The following is a 16999-nucleotide window of genomic DNA, read 5'->3' as shown; positions in this document are numbered from 1 at the left end:
GTCAAGATCTCGATTAATGCTCGAAAAATCCGTTGCCGCCATGCTATCAGCAATTGAGATATATAATAAGCCAGACTTCAGATATCGCGAGGAAACCTTCTCTGTATTATGTATAAACTCTTGGGAGCTACTTTTAAAAGCAAAGGTTCTCAATCTGGCCAGTAACAAGGTAGCCTCCCTATATGCCATGGAATATAGGACCCTCAAAACTGGAATGAAATCCACGGTAAAAAGGCCAAAAAAAATCGTTCCGGAAACCCTCTATCCATTAACATTTTTGAGGCATACCGAATTGTCACCGAAGAATATGGAGTGAAAATAGACAAGGCAGTAAACGATAATTTAATTGCACTTACAGAAATCAGAGATAACTCAATACATTTTGTAAATGATGACTTGCTACTATCTTTAAAAATTCAAGAGTTAGGTAGTGCATCTCTTCAAAACTACCTTCATCTAGTATCTTTGTGGTTTGGTGACGTTCTATCAGGATACAATTTTTATCTCATGCCATTATCTTTTTTTAGGGATTTCAGTGAGGCCCCTGGAGTTTCACTCAATGCCAACGAGAGAAAAGTTTTGGAGTATATCAGGAAATCAGAGGAAAGTTATGATGGCGTAGAAGATGTTGGTGATTATAACCTGACACTTAGAATTGATGTGAAGTTCCAAAAAGTGAAGAGTACATCAGGCCTCCCAGTTCAAATAACTGACGATCCAAATGCTACAGCTGTTTATCTGTCAGAAGAAGATTTTACTGATAAGTACCCTTGGGATTACGATATTCTCAGTACGCGGTTATCGAAGCGATATTCTGATTTTAAAATGAATGCAAAATATCACAGAATAAGAAAAAAACTGGAAGGGGACAATAAATTTGCATATGAAAGACTTCTTAACCCCAAAAATCCTAACGGTGGGAAAAAGACTTTTTATAATCCGAACATTCAGAAAGAGTTTGATAAGCACTATACAAAAATAAGTTAAAAAAAATTGAAATGCCCTTGGTTTTAGCTGAACTTATAAAGTTCAACTTATGCCCATAAAAAAGCCGCCCATTGGGCGGCTTTTTATCAGAGATAACGGGCTGAAAGGACTTACCAGCCGGTCACTTCACGCAGGGCCTTGCCGATATCGGCCAGGGAGCGCACGGTTTTCACGCCGGCATCTTCCAGGGCTGCAAATTTCTCTGCCGCGGTGCCTTTGCCACCGGCGATGATGGCGCCCGCATGACCCATGCGCTTGCCAGCCGGGGCGGTGACACCCGCGATGTAGGAGACCACCGGCTTGGTGACATGAGCCTTGATGTAGGCCGCCGCGTCTTCCTCGGCGTTGCCGCCGATCTCGCCGATCATCACGATGGCTTCGGTCTGCGGATCATTCTGGAACATCTCCAGGATGTCGATGAAGTTGGAACCCGGGATGGGGTCGCCACCGATACCGACGCAGGTGGACTGGCCGAAGCCCTCGTCCGTGGTCTGCTTGACCGCTTCATAGGTCAGGGTGCCGGAGCGGGAGACGATGCCCACCTTGCCCGGCTTGTGGATGTGGCCGGGCATGATGCCGATCTTGCACTCACCCGGGGTTATAACGCCAGGGCAGTTCGGGCCAATCATCCGCACACCGGTTTCCTGCAGCTTCACCTTGACGTCCAGCATGTCCAGGGTCGGGATGCCTTCGGTGATGGTGACGATGAGCTTGATGCCGGCATCGATGGCTTCCAGGATGGCGTCCTTGCAGAACGGGGCCGGAACATAGATGACGGAGGCAGTGGCGCCGGTGGCTTCCACGGCGTCACGGACGGTGTTGAACACCGGCAGGCCCAGGTGGGTGGTGCCACCCTTGCCCGGCGACACGCCGCCGACCATCTGGGTACCGTAGGCAATCGCCTGTTCGGAGTGGAAAGTGCCCTGACCGCCGGTAAAGCCCTGGCAGATCACCTTGGTGTCTTTGTTGATCAGAACGCTCATTATTTGGCCTCCGCTGCTTTTACCACTTGCTGAGCTGCGTCAGTCAGACTCGTTGCGGCGATGATATTGAGGCCGCTGTCGGCCAGTTTACGGGCACCCAGTTCGGCGTTGTTGCCTTCCAGACGCACCACCACGGGCACTTTCACCCCTACTTCCTTGACGGCGCCGATGATGCCTTCCGCAATCATGTCGCAGCGCACGATGCCACCGAAGATGTTGACCAGCACGGCTTGTACCTTGCTGTCGGAGAGGATGATCTTGAACGCCTCGGTCACCCGCTCCTTGGTGGCGCCGCCGCCGACGTCCAGGAAGTTGGCCGGTGAGCCGCCGTGCAGGTTGACGATGTCCATGGTACCCATGGCCAGACCCGCGCCGTTGACCATGCAGCCGATGTTGCCATCGAGCGCCACATAGTTCAGTTCCCACTGGGCGGCGTGCGCTTCGCGGGGGTCATCTTGGGACGGATCGTGCATCTGGCGCAGCTTGGGCTGACGGTACAGGGCGTTGGCATCGATGTTGATCTTGCCGTCCAGGCAGTGCAGGTTGCCCTGAGCGGTGATCACCAGCGGGTTGATTTCCAACAAGGCGAAGTCGCAGTCCAGGAACATCTGGCCCAGACCCATGAAGATCTTGGTGAACTGCTTGATCTGCTCGCCGACCAGACCCAGTTTGAAGGCCAGCTCGCGCGCCTGATAAGGCTGCGGGCCTACCAGCGGATCGATGGCGGCTTTGTGAATCAGTTCCGGGGTTTCGTGGGCGACTTTCTCAATCTCCACGCCACCTTCGGTAGAGGCCATGAAGACCACGCGGCGCGAACCACGGTCAACCACGGCGCCCAGATAGAGCTCCTTGGCGATGTCGGTGCAAGATTCCACCAGGATCTTGGTGACTGGCTGACCGTTGGCGTCAGTCTGATAGGTCACCAGGTTCTTGCCGAGCCAGTTCTGGGCGAAGGCACGGATCTCGTCCTTGCTCTTGGCCAGCTTGACGCCGCCCGCTTTACCGCGGCCACCGGCGTGGACCTGGCACTTGACGACCCAGGTATTGCCGCCAATCTTGTCGGCCGCTTCGGCCGCTTCCTGCGGGGTGGCACAGGCATAACCTTCGGAGACCGGCAGGCCATACTCGGCAAACAGCTGTTTTGCCTGATATTCATGCAGATTCATAGATGCTCTATCCGTGTTGTAGGTATTTCCGTCCGGGGCTCGTGTTTCTCAATCCCCTGTGAAAGGGGCCAAGGCGGCCCCTCGTTATCTTTCTAATTTCACTTTCACTCAGACGTTCCGTCGGGGCCGGGTTGGCCCCCGCTTGCCGCCGAACGGGAAGTCCGGCGGCAAGCTTGTGGCGCGAGCCGTCAAGCCCGAGGGCTTGCCGGTCCGGCCGATTTGCTTAGACGTCCAGCAGCAGACGGGTCGGATCTTCCAGCAGCTCCTTGATGGAGACCAGGAAGCCCACCGACTCGCGGCCGTCGATGATGCGGTGATCGTAGGAGAGCGCCAGGTACATCATCGGCAGGATCTCGACCTTGCCGTCGACGGCCATCGGGCGGTCCTGGATCTTGTGCATGCCCAGAATGGCGCTCTGGGGCGGGTTGATGATCGGGGTGGACATCAGGGAGCCAAACACGCCACCGTTGGTGATGGTGAAGTTGCCGCCGGTCAGTTCGTCCACGGTCAGCTTGCCGTCACGGCCCTTGCCGGCCAGATCCTTGATGGCCTTCTCGATGTCGGCCAGGCTCATGTTGTCGCAGTCACGCAGCACCGGGGTCACCAGACCACGGGGGGTAGAGACGGCGATGCTGACGTCGAAGTAGTTGTGGTAGACGATGTCGTCACCGTCCAGCGCCGCGTTCACTTCCGGGTAGCGCTTGAGGGATTCCACCACCGCCTTCACGTAGAAGGACATGAAGCCGAGCTTGATACCGTGCTTCTTCTCGAAGATCTCGCCGTACTGCTTGCGCAGCTTCATGATGGGCGCCATGTTGATTTCGTTGAAGGTGGTCAGCATGGCGGTGGTGTTCTTGGCCTCCAGCAGACGCTCGGCGATGCGCTTGCGCAGACGGGTCATGGGCACGCGCTTTTCGGTGCGACCGGCCAGCGGAGCGACCGGCGCAGCCGGGGCTGCAGCGGCAACCGGGGCGGCGGCAGGCTTGTTGCCACCCTTGATGAAGGCTTCCACGTCTTCCTTGGTGACGCGACCGCCCTTGCCGGTACCGGTCAGCTTGGCGACGTCGATGTCATGCTCGGCCACCAGGCGGCGCACGGAGGGGCTCAGGCCATCGGCAGCGTCATCGGCCACCGCTTCGACCGGCTTCTCCTTGGTCTCTTCGCCAGCCACCGGGGCAGGCTTGAGCATGGCGATCAGCTGGCGGGAGAGCACGGTGGCCCCTTCGCTTTGCAGGATGTCGCCCAGCACGCCGGCTTCCGGCGCCGGCACTTCCAGCACGACCTTGTCGGTCTCGATGTCGACCAGCACTTCATCACGGGCAACCAGATCACCCGGTTTCTTGTGCCAGGTGGCGATGGTGGCATCCGCCACTGATTCCGGCAGGTCCGGTACTTTGATCTCGATAGTCATCTAATCAGTTCCTTGTTACTTCTTGGCCAGCAGGCTTGTTCCAGAGTCGGAGAGGGTCGGCGCAGCGGCGTGCCCTCTCCTTCGCAACGGGTTTATTCCAGGGTCAGCGCGTCTTCCACCAGGGCTTTTTGCTGCTTGGCGTGGACTGACATGTAACCGACGGCCGGTGAAGCCGACGCCGGGCGACCGGCATAACGCAGACGGGCATGGCTTGGCAGCACGCTGTCGTAGTGATGACGGGTGCAGTACCAGGCGCCCTGGTTCTGCGGCTCTTCCTGACACCAGACGAAGTCGGTGACATGGGCGTAGTCGGCCAGGATGGCGCGCACTTCCTCTTCCGGGAAGGGGTAGAGCTGCTCAATTCGCACCAGCGCCACATCTTGCTGCTCGGCCTTGCGACGGGCATCGAGCAGGTCGTAGTAGACCTTGCCGGAGCAGAACACCACGCGCTTGACACCCTTCGGATCCAGCGCATCGATCTCGCCGATGGCGTTCTGGAAGGTGCCTTCGGCCAGCTCTTCGAGCTTGCTCACCGCCAGCGGGTGGCGCAGCAGGGATTTGGGCGTCATCACGATGAGCGGACGGCGCATCGGGCGTACCACCTGGCGACGCAGCATGTGGAACACCTGGGCCGGGGTGGACGGTACGCACACCTGCATGTTGTGCTGGGCACACATCTGCAGATAGCGCTCCAGACGGGCGGAGGAGTGCTCCGGACCTTGCCCTTCGTAGCCGTGCGGCAGCAACATGGTCAGGCCGCACATCCGCCCCCACTTCTGCTCCCCGGAGGAGAGGAACTGGTCCACCACCACCTGGGCACAGTTGGCGAAGTCACCGAACTGGGCTTCCCAGATGGTGAGGCCGGCCGGCTCGGCGCTGGCGTAGCCATATTCAAACGCCAGTACCGCGTTCTCGGTCAGCACAGAATCGTACACCTCGAACGGCCCCTGCTCGTCGTGCAGGTTGCACAGCGGAGTGTAGGTGCTGGCATCGGTCTGGCTGTGCAGCACGGCGTGGCGGTGGAAGAAGGTGCCACGGCCGGAGTCTTCACCGGTGAAGCGGATGCGCGAGCCCTTGTCCACCAGGGTGGCGTAGGCCAGGGTCTCGGCAAAGCCCCAGTCCAGCAGCTTCTCGCCGGCGGCCATCAGGCGGCGGTCTTCGTAGATCTTCTCGACCTGGCGCTGCAGCACGTGGGTGGCCGGGTACTGGCTGATGCGCTCGCCGAGGGACTTCAGATGATCCATCGGCACTGTGCTGTCATAGGCCATGGCCCAGTCATGACCGAGATAAGGGGTCCAGTCGACGGAGTGCAGCTCCATCGGACGCCACTCCTTGCTCACCCGCTCACCGCGATCCAGGGTCTCGCGATATTCGTTGACCAGGGTAGTGGCCAGCTCCTGACTGATGCTGCCTTCCGCCACCAGCTGGTCGGCGTAGATCTTGCGCGGGGTCGGATGCTGTTTGATCTTCTGGTACATCAGCGGCTGGGTCGCACTCGGCTCGTCGGCCTCGTTGTGACCGTGACGACGGTAGCAGACCAGCTCGATCACCACGTCGCGCTTGAAGGTGTTGCGGTAATCCAGCGCAATCTGGGTCACCAGCACCACGGCTTCCGGATCATCCCCGTTGACGTGCAGCACGGGGGCCTGCACGGATTTGGCGATGTCGGTGCAATATTCGGTGGAGCGCAGGTCACGGATGTAAGAGGTGGTGAAGCCCACCTGGTTGTTGATGACGATGCGCACTGTCCCGCCCACGCCATAGGCACGGGTCTGGGACATGTTGAAGGTCTCGGCCACCACGCCCTGACCGGCCATGGCCGAGTCGCCGTGGATGGTGATGGGCAGCACAGTCGAGCCGTCCTTGTCACCGCGGCGGTCCATGCGGGCACGGACCGAGCCGATGACCACAGGATTGACGATCTCGAGGTGAGACGGGTTGAAGGCGAGCGCCAGATGGACGTTGCCGCCCGGGGTGGCGAAGTCGGACGAGAAGCCCATGTGGTACTTCACGTCACCCGTGCCCCAGGATTCGCCGTGCTTGCCGGCAAACTCGTCGAACAGGTCCTGGGCGCGCTTGCCCAGCACATTGATCAGCACGTTGAGACGGCCGCGGTGGGCCATGCCGATGACGGCCTCTTTGCAGCCCTGCTCACCGGCGCGACGAATAAGCTCTTTGAGCATGGGCACCATGGCATCGCCCCCTTCCAGGGAGAAACGCTTGGCCCCCGGGAACTTGGCGCCCAGGTATTTTTCCAGCCCTTCGGCGGCGGTCAGGCTCTCGAGGAAGCGGGTCTTCTCTTCCAGGGTGTAGCTGCCCGTCCCTTCGATGGATTCGAGACGCTGTTGCAGCCAGCGCTTCTCCTCGGTGGAGGTGAGGTGCATGTAGTCGGCGCCGATGCTGCCGCAGTAGGTTTTCTTCAACGAGGCATACAGATCGGAGAGCACCATGGTCTCGCGACCGATGGCGTAGGAGCCCACGTTGAAGGTGGCCTCCATGTCTGCGCCCTGCAGATTGTGAAACGCGGGATCCAGTTCGGCAACGGTTTCACGCGCCCAGAGGCCGAGCGGATCCAGATTGGCGTTTTGATGGCCACGGAAGCGGAAGGCGTTGATCAGCTGCAATACCCGCACCTGCTTGGCATCCACTTGCGGATCAGAGACGGGGGCACTGTAGCGGGAGGGATCCTTGGCCAGGCGACGGAAATAATCGCGGACTCGGGAGTGAGGTTGTTCTATCGCATGGCCATTGACCTGGGGCAGCGAGCTAAACAGGCTGCGCCACTCTTCGGCTACGGACTCGGGGTCTTCCAGGAAGGATTCGTACAAATCCTCAATATAGCTTGCATTCGCACCAGCCAGGTGAGATGACTCCAACCAGGCCTTCATCACGCCGTTATGCATTTCTATCCCTTGTACATCTTGTTCACTGCAGCGCAGCTTGTAGGGTTTAAATAGCCATCCAGCCATGGTGACGGATGGCTATCCAGAGGTCGGGCCTGGCGCGTGACGCCCTGGCCCTGATACTAAACAGCCCGATTGAGCAGCATCGACTTGATCTGACCGATGGCCTTGGTCGGGTTCAAGCCCTTGGGACAGACGTTCACGCAGTTCATGATGCCGTGGCAACGGAACACGCTGAAGGCGTCATCCAGATTACCCAGTCGATCGGTAGCCGCGGTATCGCGGCTGTCCGCCAGCCAGCGATAGGCGGCGAGCAGACCGGCCGGGCCGATGAACTTGTCCGGGTTCCACCAGAAGGAGGGGCAAGAGGTGGAGCAGCAGGCACAGAGAATACACTCGTACAGGCCATCCAGCTTGGCGCGCTCTTCGGGGGATTGCAGGTGCTCACGCACGGGCGGCAATTTTTCGTCGTTGATGAGGAAGGGTTTGACCTTCTCCCACTGGGTGTAGAACTGGGTCATGTCGATCACCAGATCACGGATCACCGGCAGGCCTGGCAAGGGGCGGATAACGACGTTATTGCCCTTCTTCAGCAGATCGGAGAGCGGGGTGATGCAGGCAAGACCGTTCTTGCCATTCATGTTGAGACCGTCAGATCCACAGACCCCTTCGCGGCAAGAGCGGCGGAAGGCGAGCGTGGGGTCCAGCTCTTTGAGCTGGATCAGTGCGTCGAGCACCATCATGTCGGAACCTTCAGGAATATCAAGACGATATTCCTTCATATGGGGGACGTTATCAACATCCGGATTGTATCTGTAGACAGAGAATGTGACGTTCATAGAGCTAGCTCCGCAATCAGTAAGTCCGGACCTTGGGCGGGAACGCCTCACGGGTCTTGGGTGACATGTTGACAGCGCGACGGGTCATGGACTCGGTGTCCGGATGATAGAGGCTGTGGCACAGCCAGCTCTCATCGTCACGCTCCGGGAAATCGAAGCGGCTGTGGGCGCCCCGGCTCTCGGTGCGGAAGTTGGCTGCCACCGCGGTGGCATAGGCCGTCTCCATCAGGTTGTCCAGCTCCAGGCACTCGATGCGCTGGGTGTTGAACTCCTTGGAGGTGTCGTCCAGACGGGCGTTCTTGAGGCGCTCGCGGATGAGTTTCAGCTCGGCCAGCCCTTCGGCCATGGCATCGCCTTCCCGGAATACGGAGAAGTTGTTCTGCATGCAGCGCTGCAGGTCCTTGCGGATCTGCACCGGATCTTCACCGTCACGGCAATTTTCCCAGCGATTGAAGCGGGACAGTGCGGCGTCGATATCGGCGTCGGAGGCGGCGCGGCCGTGCTCCATCTCGCTCAGGGTGTTGACCAGGTGCATGCCGGCGGCGCGGCCAAATACCACCAGGTCCAGCAGCGAGTTGCCGCCCAGACGGTTGGCACCGTGCACCGAGACGCAGGCGATTTCGCCCACCGCAAACAGACCGACCACCGGCACGTCGTTGCCGTCCTTGTCCTGAGTCAGGCACTGGCCGTTCACGTTGGTCGGCACGCCGCCCATCATGTAGTGGCAGGTCGGGATGATGGGGATGGGCTCCTTGACCGGATCCACGTGGGCGAAGGTGCGAGAGAGCTCGCAGATGCCCGGCAGACGGGATTCCAGCACCTCTTTGCCGAGGTGATCCAGCTTGAGCTTGATGTGCGGGCCCCAAGGACCGTCACAGCCGCGCCCTTCGCGGATCTCGATCATGATGGAACGGGCCACCACGTCGCGACCTGCCAGATCCTTGGCGTTCGGCGCATAACGCTCCATGAAGCGCTCGCCGTCTTTATTGAGCAGGTAACCGCCTTCACCGCGGCAACCTTCGGTCACCAGCACCCCTGCCCCGGCGATGCCGGTCGGGTGGAACTGCCAGAACTCCATGTCCTGCACGCCAACCCCGGCGCGCAGCGCCATGCCGACGCCATCACCGGTGTTGATGTGGGCGTTGGTGGTGGACTGGTAGATGCGACCGGCACCGCCGGTAGCGAGTACGGTGGCCTTGGCCTTGAAGTAGACAACTTCACCGCTCTCCATGTCGATGGCGGTACAGCCAACGATGTGGCCGTCCTGGTTCTTCACCAGATCCAGCGCATACCACTCGGAGAAGACGGTGGTCTTGTTCTTGACGTTCTGCTGATAGAGGGTGTGCAACAGGGCGTGACCGGTACGGTCGGCTGCCGCCGCGGTACGGGCCGCCTGCTCGCCACCGAAATTCTTGGACTGGCCACCAAACGGACGCTGATAGACGGTACCGTTGTCGAAGCGGGAGAAGGGCAGACCCATGTTCTCCAGTTCATAGACGGCCTCGGGGCCGGTCTTGCACATATATTCAATGGCTTCCTGATCACCGATGTAATCGGAGCCCTTGACGGTGTCGTACATGTGCCACTGCCAGTTGTCGTCATGGGCATTGCCCAGCGCAACCGTGATCCCGCCCTGGGCAGAAACCGTGTGAGAACGGGTCGGGAATACCTTGGATAACAGAGCGCAGCTCTTGCCGGATTGGGCAATCTGCAGTGCGGCGCGCATGCCGGCGCCACCGGCACCGATCACCACCGCATCAAATTCACGAGTTGGAATAGTCACCTTACACCCCCCACAGTACAACGAAGCCGGTCATCAGGTAGACGAACAGCACCACTACCAGGGCAAATTGCAGCGCACCGCGCAACCCCACCGGCTTGATATAGTCGGTCAGCACCTGCCACAGACCGATCCAGGCGTGGATCAGTACGCACAGCAGCGCCAACAGGGTGAACACCTTGGTGAAGGTTTTGGCGAAGAAGCCGGTCCACACCTCGTAGCTGATGTCGTTGAACGCGACAAAGCCCACCAGGTAGAGGACATAACAGGTCATGATGAGGGCGGTGGCGCGGATCAGGATGTAATCGTGAACGCCGCTGCGCCCGAAGGTTGCAGAATTGGTTACCATACCAGTACCCCCGCCAATACCGCCAAAACCGCGGTGATCACGAAGGCCACACGGGCACTCTGATTACCGGATTCCAGCTCTTCCCAATAGCCCATGTCCATGACCAGGTGACGCAGTCCGCCCACAATGTGGTACGCCAGCGCAGTCAGGATCCCCCACAGCACGAATTTGACCAGGAAGTTGTCCATGATGGACACCACGGTCTCAAATCCTTCGGGAGAGGCGAGTGAAGTACCAAGCATCCACAGCAAGATTGAGAGCGCCACAAAGGTGATGACCCCTGAGACACGATGCAAGATGGAAGCGATGGCGGTGACAGGAAAGCTGATCGTCTGTAGGTCGAGGTTTACAGGTCTCTGTTTATTTTTCACGGCTTTGCCCACTCAGCTCCATTGAGCACGTTAGTTATTGTTTTTACACGCTTATGAGGGCATGGAGTGGCATTTGTTAGGTTTTTGTTACCAAAACAACTCAGGAAAGCCAAAAATAACATTTTCAATATCACATCTAGCTTTGCGAAAGCGTTTCAAACACCGACAGCCATCACCCACGAGGCGCAGTATATCGGCGGGCTTAACCAATGACAATCAATTAGCTACAAAGAAAACCCAAAACCGTAAACCAGATCTCACAACTCATTTAACAAATCATTAATGATCATCCAGCAAAATTGACAACAGCCCTGAACTCTGTTTCAAATAAGGCGCTCCAGCCGCCCTGGTACGGGTCAGAACCTTTGCCAGCGTCATCAAACTCGTAATAAAGTAGAGCTGGAATCAAATTATAAAAGAGCAAAGGAGACGTGCTATGGCTGATAAGATAGCCACCCTACATCTACCCGGTAAAGACCCGGTAGAACTCCCGATCCTGTCAGGAACTGTCGGACCCGACGTGATCGATGTCAGAAAACTGGGCGCGCAAGGGTACTTCACCTTCGACCCCGGTTTTATGGCAACCGGTTCTTGCAAATCATCCATTACGTACATAGATGGCGATCAGGGTGTCTTGCTGCACCGTGGTTACCCCATCGCCCAGTTGGCCACCCAAGCCAGCTATCTGGAAGTCTGCTACATCCTGCTGTACGGCGAGGCGCCCACCAAGGCGCAGTACACGGAATTCGAACGTCTGGTCACCCGCCACACCATGGTGCACGAGCAGATTGCCTTCTTCTTCCGCGGCTTCCGTCGCGACGCTCACCCCATGGCCGTCATGTGCGGCGTGGTCAGTGCGCTCTCCGCCTTCTATCACGATGCCCTCGACATCAACAACGAAGAGCACCGCGAGATCTGCGCCTTCCGTCTGCTCTCCAAGATGCCGACCCTGGCCGCCATGTGCTACAAGTACTCCATCGGTCAGCCGTTCATGCAGCCGCGTAACGCCCTCTCCTATGCCGGCAACTTCCTGCACATGATGTTTGGCGTGCCGACCGAAGAGTACAAGGTCAACCCCATCGTCGAACGCGCCATGGACCGCATCTTCACCCTGCATGCGGACCACGAGCAGAACGCCTCTACCTCCACCGTGCGTCTGGCCGGCTCCTCCGGCGCCAACCCGTTTGCCTGTATCGCCGCGGGGATCGCCTCCCTGTGGGGACCGGCCCACGGCGGTGCCAACGAAGCCTGCCTCAAGATGCTCGAGGAGATCGGCTCCGTTGACCGCATCCCTGAGTACATCGCCAAGGCCAAGGACAAGAACGATCCGTTCCGTCTGATGGGCTTCGGCCACCGGGTCTACAAGAACCACGACCCCCGTGCCACCGTGATGCGCGAAACCTGTCACGAGGTACTGACCGAGCTGCAGATCAAGGATCCGCTGCTGGACGTGGCCATGGAGCTGGAGCGTATCGCGCTCTCCGACCCCTACTTCATCGAGAAGAAGCTCTACCCGAACGTGGACTTCTACTCCGGCATCATCATGAAGGCCATCGGCATCCCCATGTCCATGTTCACCGTGATCTTCGCCATCTCCCGTACCATCGGCTGGATTGCCCACTGGAACGAAATGCACTCGGATCCGGATCAGAAGATCGGCCGTCCGCGTCAGCTCTATACCGGTCAGCCGCAGCGCGAGTTCACCCCGCTCGACCAGCGTTGAGTCACGGGTTTCAGATTTTTTGTTACAAAGGCGGTCATTGACCGCCTTTTTATTTGCCGCTCTAATGCCCCCCTTTCCATCGAAGGAGTTCATCATGAGATCACTGTTCCTCAGCGCCGCTGCCGCCCTGCTGCTCAGCGCCTGTCAAAGCGCCCCCACGCCAACCGCAGGCGAGACCCTCTACGTCAACAGCCAGCTGGTACACTGTGTCGGCGTCGGCCCCATGCAGTGCATGCAGGTGCGCAGTGACGAGCAGCAGCCCTGGACCCTGTTCTATCAGCAGATTGAAGGCTTTCAGTTTGAACCCGGCTACCGCTATCAGCTGACCGTCAGCAAGCAGCAGCTCACCGATGTGCCGGCAGATGCCCCTTCCCTGCGCTACCAGCTCATCAAGGTCGTCAGCAAACAGGCGGCGCGCTGATCAAAAAAGGCATCATTTGGAGATGCTTGTTCAGTTCATGACCCGGTTCTGGTACGCTGGTTGACGAATCCATTGTTTAATCAGCGTTTTCGGGCAGCCATGCCCTACCACTATGATCAAGATCCGCACGACCCGGGCCAACGACTGGCCCGCCATCATGGCCATTCAGGACGAGTGTTATCACCAGCTGGATCCTGAGCCCATCGAAGTCATGAGCAACAAGGCCGAACTGGCCCCCGCCTGCTGCTGGGTGGCCGAACATCAGGGCCAGGTGCTGGGCTATTTGCTCTGCCACCCCTGGCGTGCCCACCAGCCACCGCCCCTCTCCGTCCCCATTCAGCGCCTGGCCGGCAACGACGAGTTCTATCTGCACGATCTCGCCGTCTCACGGCAGGCCCGCGGCAAGGGCATAGGGCAGCGGCTGCTCGCCACCGCCCTTGCGTTTGCCGCAGACGAAGGGTTCGAGCACGCCGGTCTGGTGGCGGTGCAGGATGCGCCTGCCTTCTGGCGCAAGCAGGGCTTCCAGCCGGCCAGTACCCGCAAGTCCCTCACCGAATATGGCGAGGGTGCGACCTACATGCGACTGCCACTCCCGCAACGGGGCTGACGATCACCCAATGAAAAAGGCGCCTTGCGGCGCCTTTTTTGCAACTCATGGTGGGCTCATCAAGCCTTGAACTTGCTGAACACCAGGGAGGCGTTGGTCCCGCCAAAGCCGAAGCTGTTGGACATGACGGTATTGAGATCCGCCTCTTCGTACGCGCGCACGATGGGCAGGCCTTCGGCCTTCTCGTCCAGGGTCTCGATGTTGATGCTGGGGGCGATGAAGCCGTGTTCCATCATCAGCAGGGAGTAGACGGCCTCGTGCACGCCGGCAGCGCCCAGGGCATGACCGGTCATGGCCTTGGTGGCGGAGAGCTTGGGTGCATTGCTGCCAAACAGCGTCTGGATGGCTTCCAGCTCCTTGGTGTCACCGACCGGGGTGGAGGTACCGTGGGTGTTGATGTAATCCACCTTGCCGACACCCTGCATCGCCATCTTCATGCAACGCACCGCGCCTTCACCGCTCGGCGCGACCATGTCGTAGCCATCGGAGGTGGCACCGTAACCGGTGATCTCGGCATAGATGTGGGCACCACGGGCCAGGGCATGTTCCAGCTCCTCGACCACCAGGATGCCACCGCCACCGGAGATGACGAAACCGTCGCGATCCGCATCATAGGTACGGGAGGCTTTTTCCGGGGTGTCGTTGTACTTGGTGGACAGGGCGCCCATGGCATCGAACTGGATGGTGGAAGACCAGTCCAGCTCCTCGCCGCCGCCGGCGAAGACGATGTCCTGCTTGCCGAGCTGGATCAGTTCCAGAGCGTGACCGATGCAGTGGGCAGAGGTGGCGCAGGCGGAGCTGATGGTGTAGTTGACACCCTTGATCTTGAACGGGGTGGCCAGGCAGGCGGAGGTGGTGGAGGACATGGTGCGCGGCACCATGTAGGGGCCCACACGCTTGACGCCCTTCTCACGAGCGATATCCGCAGACTCGGAGGTGTTCTTGCCGGAGGCGCCACCGGAGCCGGTCACGATACCGGAACGCTCGTTGGACACCATCTCTTCCGGCAAACCGGCGTCTTCGATGGCCTGTTGCATGGAGAGATAGGCATAAGCCGCTGCATCGCCCATGAAACGCATGACTTTACGGTCGATCAGTTCAGACGGGTCGAGTTTGATGTTACCCCAGACACGGCTGCGCAGGTTGTACTGTTCGAACTGCTCGGAATAGGTGATGCCAGATTTGCCTGCTTTCAGGGAGGCCAGCACTTCTTCCTTGTTGTTGCCGATACTGGAGATGACGCCGATACCGGTGATCACTGCTCTTCTCATTAATTCATCTCGTCTGAAAAAACTGGCGCCAAGTCTACCCGCTTTCGGCTGCCAAACTGGTCTGCTTTCACGTAGAATGCCCGCGATTTTGTGACGCGAGCAGAGGAAAACGTGAGTCAAACATCCTTACATCATGCCCGATTGGACTGGAATGAAGCGGGAACTCCAGTCTCCAGTGAGTTCGGGGATGTGTACTTTTCCAATGATAACGGTCTAAGTGAAACCCGCTACGTCTTTTTGCAGCAAAATCGGCTGCCAGCGCGATTTTCGCATCACGATAGTGACATTTTCGTGATAGGTGAGACAGGTTTCGGCACAGGTCTTAACTTTCTGGCGACAATGGCCGCCTTTCTGGAACAGGCGCCCCAATCCGGCAACGGTGCCCGCCTCCACTTCATCAGCTTCGAAAAATACCCACTAACCCGGGAGGATCTGCGCAAGGCGCTGGCTGCCTGGCCCGAGCTCGCCACCTTCAGCCAGCCCCTCATCGAGCAGTGGCCTCTGCCCGTCGCAGGCTGTCATCGGCTGCTCTTTGCCGGCGGCCGGATCCGGCTCGACCTCTGGTTTGGCGACATCAAGGAGATGCTGCCCCAGGTGCCCCACCCGGCAGACGGGCTGGTGGATGCCTGGTATCTGGATGGCTTCTCCCCCGCCAAGAACCCGGAGATGTGGACGCAAGAATTGTTCGACGGCCTGGCCCGCCTCGCGCGTCCCCACGCCACCATCGCCACCTTTACCTGTGCCGGCTTCGTGCGCCGCGGCCTGACTGCCGCCGGTTTTGCCATGCAGAAGGTGAAAGGACACGGCAGCAAGCGGGAGATGCTGGCCGGGGAGCGCGCAGAGAAACAGCCACAGCAGACCATCGCCCCCTGGTATGCCAGACCTGCCGGCCGCGCGGGTGAGGTGCTGATCATCGGTGGCGGCATCGCCTCGGCCATGACGGCGCTCTCCTTGGTAGAACGGGGCCGCAGGGTGACGCTCTTGTGCCAGGATGGCGAGCCGGCGACCGGCGCCTCCGGCAACCGGCAGGGAGCCCTCTACCCGCTGCTCAACGGCGAGCACGATGCCCTGTCGCGCTTCTATTCGCTGGCCTTCGGCTTCGCCAGAAGCCGACTGCTGGCCTTGGCCGAGCGCCACCCCGTCGCTTTCTCGCTGTGCGGCGTCACCCAACTCGGCTATGACGACAAGTCCACCGCCAAGCTGGCCAAGATGGCGCAAGGCCCCTTCCCGCCCGAGCTGATGCAGGTACTTTCCAAGCCGGAGGTTGAGCAAGTGGTCGGCCTGCCCTGCGGTCACGGCGGCGTCAGCTATCCGCAGGGGGGCTGGCTCTGCCCGGCGGATCTCACCCGAGCCGCCATCAAGGAGGCGCAAGCCAGCGGGTTGCTTGAGGTGGCGTTCAATACCGAGGTGGTCGCCATGGCCGAACAGGCCGATGGCTGGCAGGTCCAAAGTCGTGACGGGCGCCGCTGGCAAGCCCCCGATCTGGTGGTGGCCGCCGGCCATCAGTTGCCTGCGCTCATCCCCTTTGCCGAGCTGCCGCTCTACCCGGTGCGCGGCCAGGTGAGCCATGTGCCGACCTCGGCGAGCTTGGGCAAGCTCAATACCGTGCTCTGTTACGATGGCTACCTCACCCCGGCCCACCACGATCACCACTGCATCGGCGCCAGCTATGGCCGCAACCAGACCGACCTCGGGTTTCGCGCCGACGAGCAGGCCCAGAACCAGGCGCGGCTGCAAGCCTGCCTGCCGCAGCAGAGCTGGCCCGCCGAGGTGGATGTGAGTGGCAATCAGGCCCGGGTCGGCGTGCGCAGTGCCAGCCGGGATCACCTGCCGGTGGTGGGGCCAGTCGCCAGCTTGGCCAAGCTGGCGGATCACTACGCCGGACTGCAGGGCGATCAGCAAAACGCCGCGCCGTTGCCGCTGCATCCCGGCCTCTATGTGCTGGGGGCGCTCGGCTCGCGGGGACTGTGTTCGGCGCCCCTTTGCGGCGAGCTGCTGGCCAGCGAGATATGCGGCGATCCGCTGCCGCTGGCAGCCGATCTGCTGGAGGCGCTCCACCCGGCCCGCTACTGGGTGCGCAAACTGCTCAAGGGCAAGCCGCTCCAGTGAGCATTCAGATGCTCGGCAAGGCGCAACAACAAAAAGGGCTCCCCGACGGGAGCCCTTTTTGTTCGCTCAAATCCTGTCG

The 16999-nt window shown here is 59.6% G+C and carries 15 protein-coding genes; 6 read left to right on the top strand and 9 right to left on the bottom strand.

Annotation, left to right across the window (positions count from 1 at the left end):
- Nucleotides 1–16: 16 nt before the first annotated feature.
- Together E5E96_RS22435 and E5E96_RS17165 are read left to right on the top strand one after the other, a co-directional pair.
- Nucleotides 17–316, top strand: coding sequence for a DUF3644 domain-containing protein (locus E5E96_RS22435; RefSeq protein WP_216368093.1), 300 nt, complete (start codon nt 17–19; stop codon nt 314–316).
- A complete protein-coding gene (locus tag E5E96_RS17165; protein ID WP_367396510.1) occupies nt 220–987 on the top strand; it encodes a DUF3644 domain-containing protein in 768 nt (255 codons plus the stop codon). The genes E5E96_RS22435 and E5E96_RS17165 overlap by 97 nt, the downstream gene beginning before the upstream one ends.
- A gap of 110 nt (nt 988–1097) precedes the next feature.
- Here the strand turns inward: E5E96_RS17165 and sucD are convergent, their stop codons facing one another.
- From sucD to sdhC, 8 genes are all read right to left on the bottom strand, one after another.
- Nucleotides 1098–1970: a succinate--CoA ligase subunit alpha gene (sucD, locus tag E5E96_RS17160; RefSeq protein WP_005300222.1), complete on the bottom strand. Its 873-nt coding sequence runs from the start codon at nt 1968–1970 to the stop codon at nt 1098–1100.
- The gene (gene sucC, locus E5E96_RS17155; protein WP_016350506.1) at nt 1970–3136 is read right to left on the bottom strand and encodes an ADP-forming succinate--CoA ligase subunit beta; all 1167 of its coding nucleotides are present in this window, start codon (nt 3134–3136) and stop codon (nt 1970–1972) included. The genes sucD and sucC overlap by 1 nt, the downstream gene beginning before the upstream one ends.
- Before the next feature lie 223 nt (nt 3137–3359).
- The gene (gene odhB / locus E5E96_RS17150) at nt 3360–4547 is read right to left on the bottom strand and encodes a 2-oxoglutarate dehydrogenase complex dihydrolipoyllysine-residue succinyltransferase (RefSeq protein WP_011705800.1); all 1188 of its coding nucleotides are present in this window, start codon (nt 4545–4547) and stop codon (nt 3360–3362) included.
- A 92-nt stretch (nt 4548–4639) separates the two neighbouring features.
- Nucleotides 4640–7450: a 2-oxoglutarate dehydrogenase E1 component gene (gene sucA, locus E5E96_RS17145; protein ID WP_171282675.1), complete on the bottom strand. Its 2811-nt coding sequence runs from the start codon at nt 7448–7450 to the stop codon at nt 4640–4642.
- A gap of 122 nt (nt 7451–7572) precedes the next feature.
- Entirely contained in the window at nt 7573–8289 is a 717-nt protein-coding gene (locus E5E96_RS17140) for a succinate dehydrogenase iron-sulfur subunit (RefSeq protein WP_011705798.1), read from the bottom strand.
- 16 nt (nt 8290–8305) lie between these two features.
- Nucleotides 8306–10072: a succinate dehydrogenase flavoprotein subunit gene (gene sdhA / locus E5E96_RS17135; RefSeq protein WP_011705797.1), complete on the bottom strand. Its 1767-nt coding sequence runs from the start codon at nt 10070–10072 to the stop codon at nt 8306–8308.
- Nucleotide 10073: 1 nt separating this feature from the next.
- A complete protein-coding gene (gene sdhD / locus E5E96_RS17130) occupies nt 10074–10418 on the bottom strand; it encodes a succinate dehydrogenase, hydrophobic membrane anchor protein (protein WP_011705796.1) in 345 nt (114 codons plus the stop codon).
- Nucleotides 10412–10801, bottom strand: coding sequence for a succinate dehydrogenase cytochrome b556 subunit (sdhC, locus tag E5E96_RS17125; RefSeq protein ID WP_011705795.1), 390 nt, complete (start codon nt 10799–10801; stop codon nt 10412–10414). Before sdhC ends, sdhD begins: the two co-directional genes overlap by 7 nt.
- 424 nt (nt 10802–11225) lie before the next feature.
- Between sdhC and E5E96_RS17120 the strand changes: the two genes are divergently transcribed.
- The 3 genes from E5E96_RS17120 (at nt 11226) to E5E96_RS17110 (ending at nt 13540) form a co-directional block, all read left to right on the top strand.
- Nucleotides 11226–12512 (top strand): citrate synthase, encoded by a 1287-nt coding sequence (locus E5E96_RS17120; RefSeq protein WP_005300205.1) that lies wholly within the window; start codon nt 11226–11228, stop codon nt 12510–12512.
- A gap of 94 nt (nt 12513–12606) precedes the next feature.
- The gene (locus tag E5E96_RS17115; protein ID WP_171282674.1) at nt 12607–12933 is read left to right on the top strand and encodes a DUF4377 domain-containing protein; all 327 of its coding nucleotides are present in this window, start codon (nt 12607–12609) and stop codon (nt 12931–12933) included.
- A gap of 112 nt (nt 12934–13045) precedes the next feature.
- Nucleotides 13046–13540, top strand: coding sequence for a GNAT family N-acetyltransferase (locus E5E96_RS17110; protein WP_029301085.1), 495 nt, complete (start codon nt 13046–13048; stop codon nt 13538–13540).
- Between the two features lie 59 nt (nt 13541–13599).
- On the opposite strand, the gene fabB is transcribed toward E5E96_RS17110, so the two are convergent.
- Nucleotides 13600–14811 (bottom strand): beta-ketoacyl-ACP synthase I, encoded by a 1212-nt coding sequence (fabB, locus tag E5E96_RS17105; protein ID WP_016350500.1) that lies wholly within the window; start codon nt 14809–14811, stop codon nt 13600–13602.
- Between the two features lie 90 nt (nt 14812–14901).
- Between fabB and mnmC the strand changes: the two genes are divergently transcribed.
- Nucleotides 14902–16920 (top strand): bifunctional tRNA (5-methylaminomethyl-2-thiouridine)(34)-methyltransferase MnmD/FAD-dependent 5-carboxymethylaminomethyl-2-thiouridine(34) oxidoreductase MnmC, encoded by a 2019-nt coding sequence (gene mnmC / locus E5E96_RS17100; protein WP_171282673.1) that lies wholly within the window; start codon nt 14902–14904, stop codon nt 16918–16920.
- The last annotated feature ends 79 nt before the right edge of the window (nt 16921–16999 follow it).

Source organism: Aeromonas sp. 1805 (assembly GCF_013085525.1).
GTDB lineage: Bacteria > Pseudomonadota > Gammaproteobacteria > Enterobacterales > Aeromonadaceae > Aeromonas > Aeromonas hydrophila.
The sequence above is the reverse complement of the archived record's forward strand: the minus strand, read 5'-3'. Positions and strand labels throughout refer to the sequence as shown.

Excerpts from the sequence above, each read along its gene's own strand:
- E5E96_RS22435 (WP_216368093.1), top strand. The coding sequence starts at position 17 with ATGCTCGAAAAATCCGTTGCCGCCATGCTATCAGCAATTGAGATATAT.
- sucD (WP_005300222.1), bottom strand. The coding sequence starts at position 1,970 with ATGAGCGTTCTGATCAACAAAGACACCAAGGTGATCTGCCAGGGCTTT.
- sucC (WP_016350506.1), bottom strand. The coding sequence starts at position 3,136 with ATGAATCTGCATGAATATCAGGCAAAACAGCTGTTTGCCGAGTATGGC.
- odhB (WP_011705800.1), bottom strand. The coding sequence starts at position 4,547 with ATGACTATCGAGATCAAAGTACCGGACCTGCCGGAATCAGTGGCGGAT.
- sucA (WP_171282675.1), bottom strand. The coding sequence starts at position 7,450 with ATGCATAACGGCGTGATGAAGGCCTGGTTGGAGTCATCTCACCTGGCT.
- E5E96_RS17140 (WP_011705798.1), bottom strand. The coding sequence starts at position 8,289 with ATGAACGTCACATTCTCTGTCTACAGATACAATCCGGATGTTGATAAC.
- sdhD (WP_011705796.1), bottom strand. The coding sequence starts at position 10,418 with ATGGTAACCAATTCTGCAACCTTCGGGCGCAGCGGCGTTCACGATTAC.
- E5E96_RS17120 (WP_005300205.1), top strand. The coding sequence starts at position 11,226 with ATGGCTGATAAGATAGCCACCCTACATCTACCCGGTAAAGACCCGGTA.
- E5E96_RS17115 (WP_171282674.1), top strand. The coding sequence starts at position 12,607 with ATGAGATCACTGTTCCTCAGCGCCGCTGCCGCCCTGCTGCTCAGCGCC.
- E5E96_RS17110 (WP_029301085.1), top strand. The coding sequence starts at position 13,046 with ATGATCAAGATCCGCACGACCCGGGCCAACGACTGGCCCGCCATCATG.
- fabB (WP_016350500.1), bottom strand. The coding sequence starts at position 14,811 with ATGAGAAGAGCAGTGATCACCGGTATCGGCGTCATCTCCAGTATCGGC.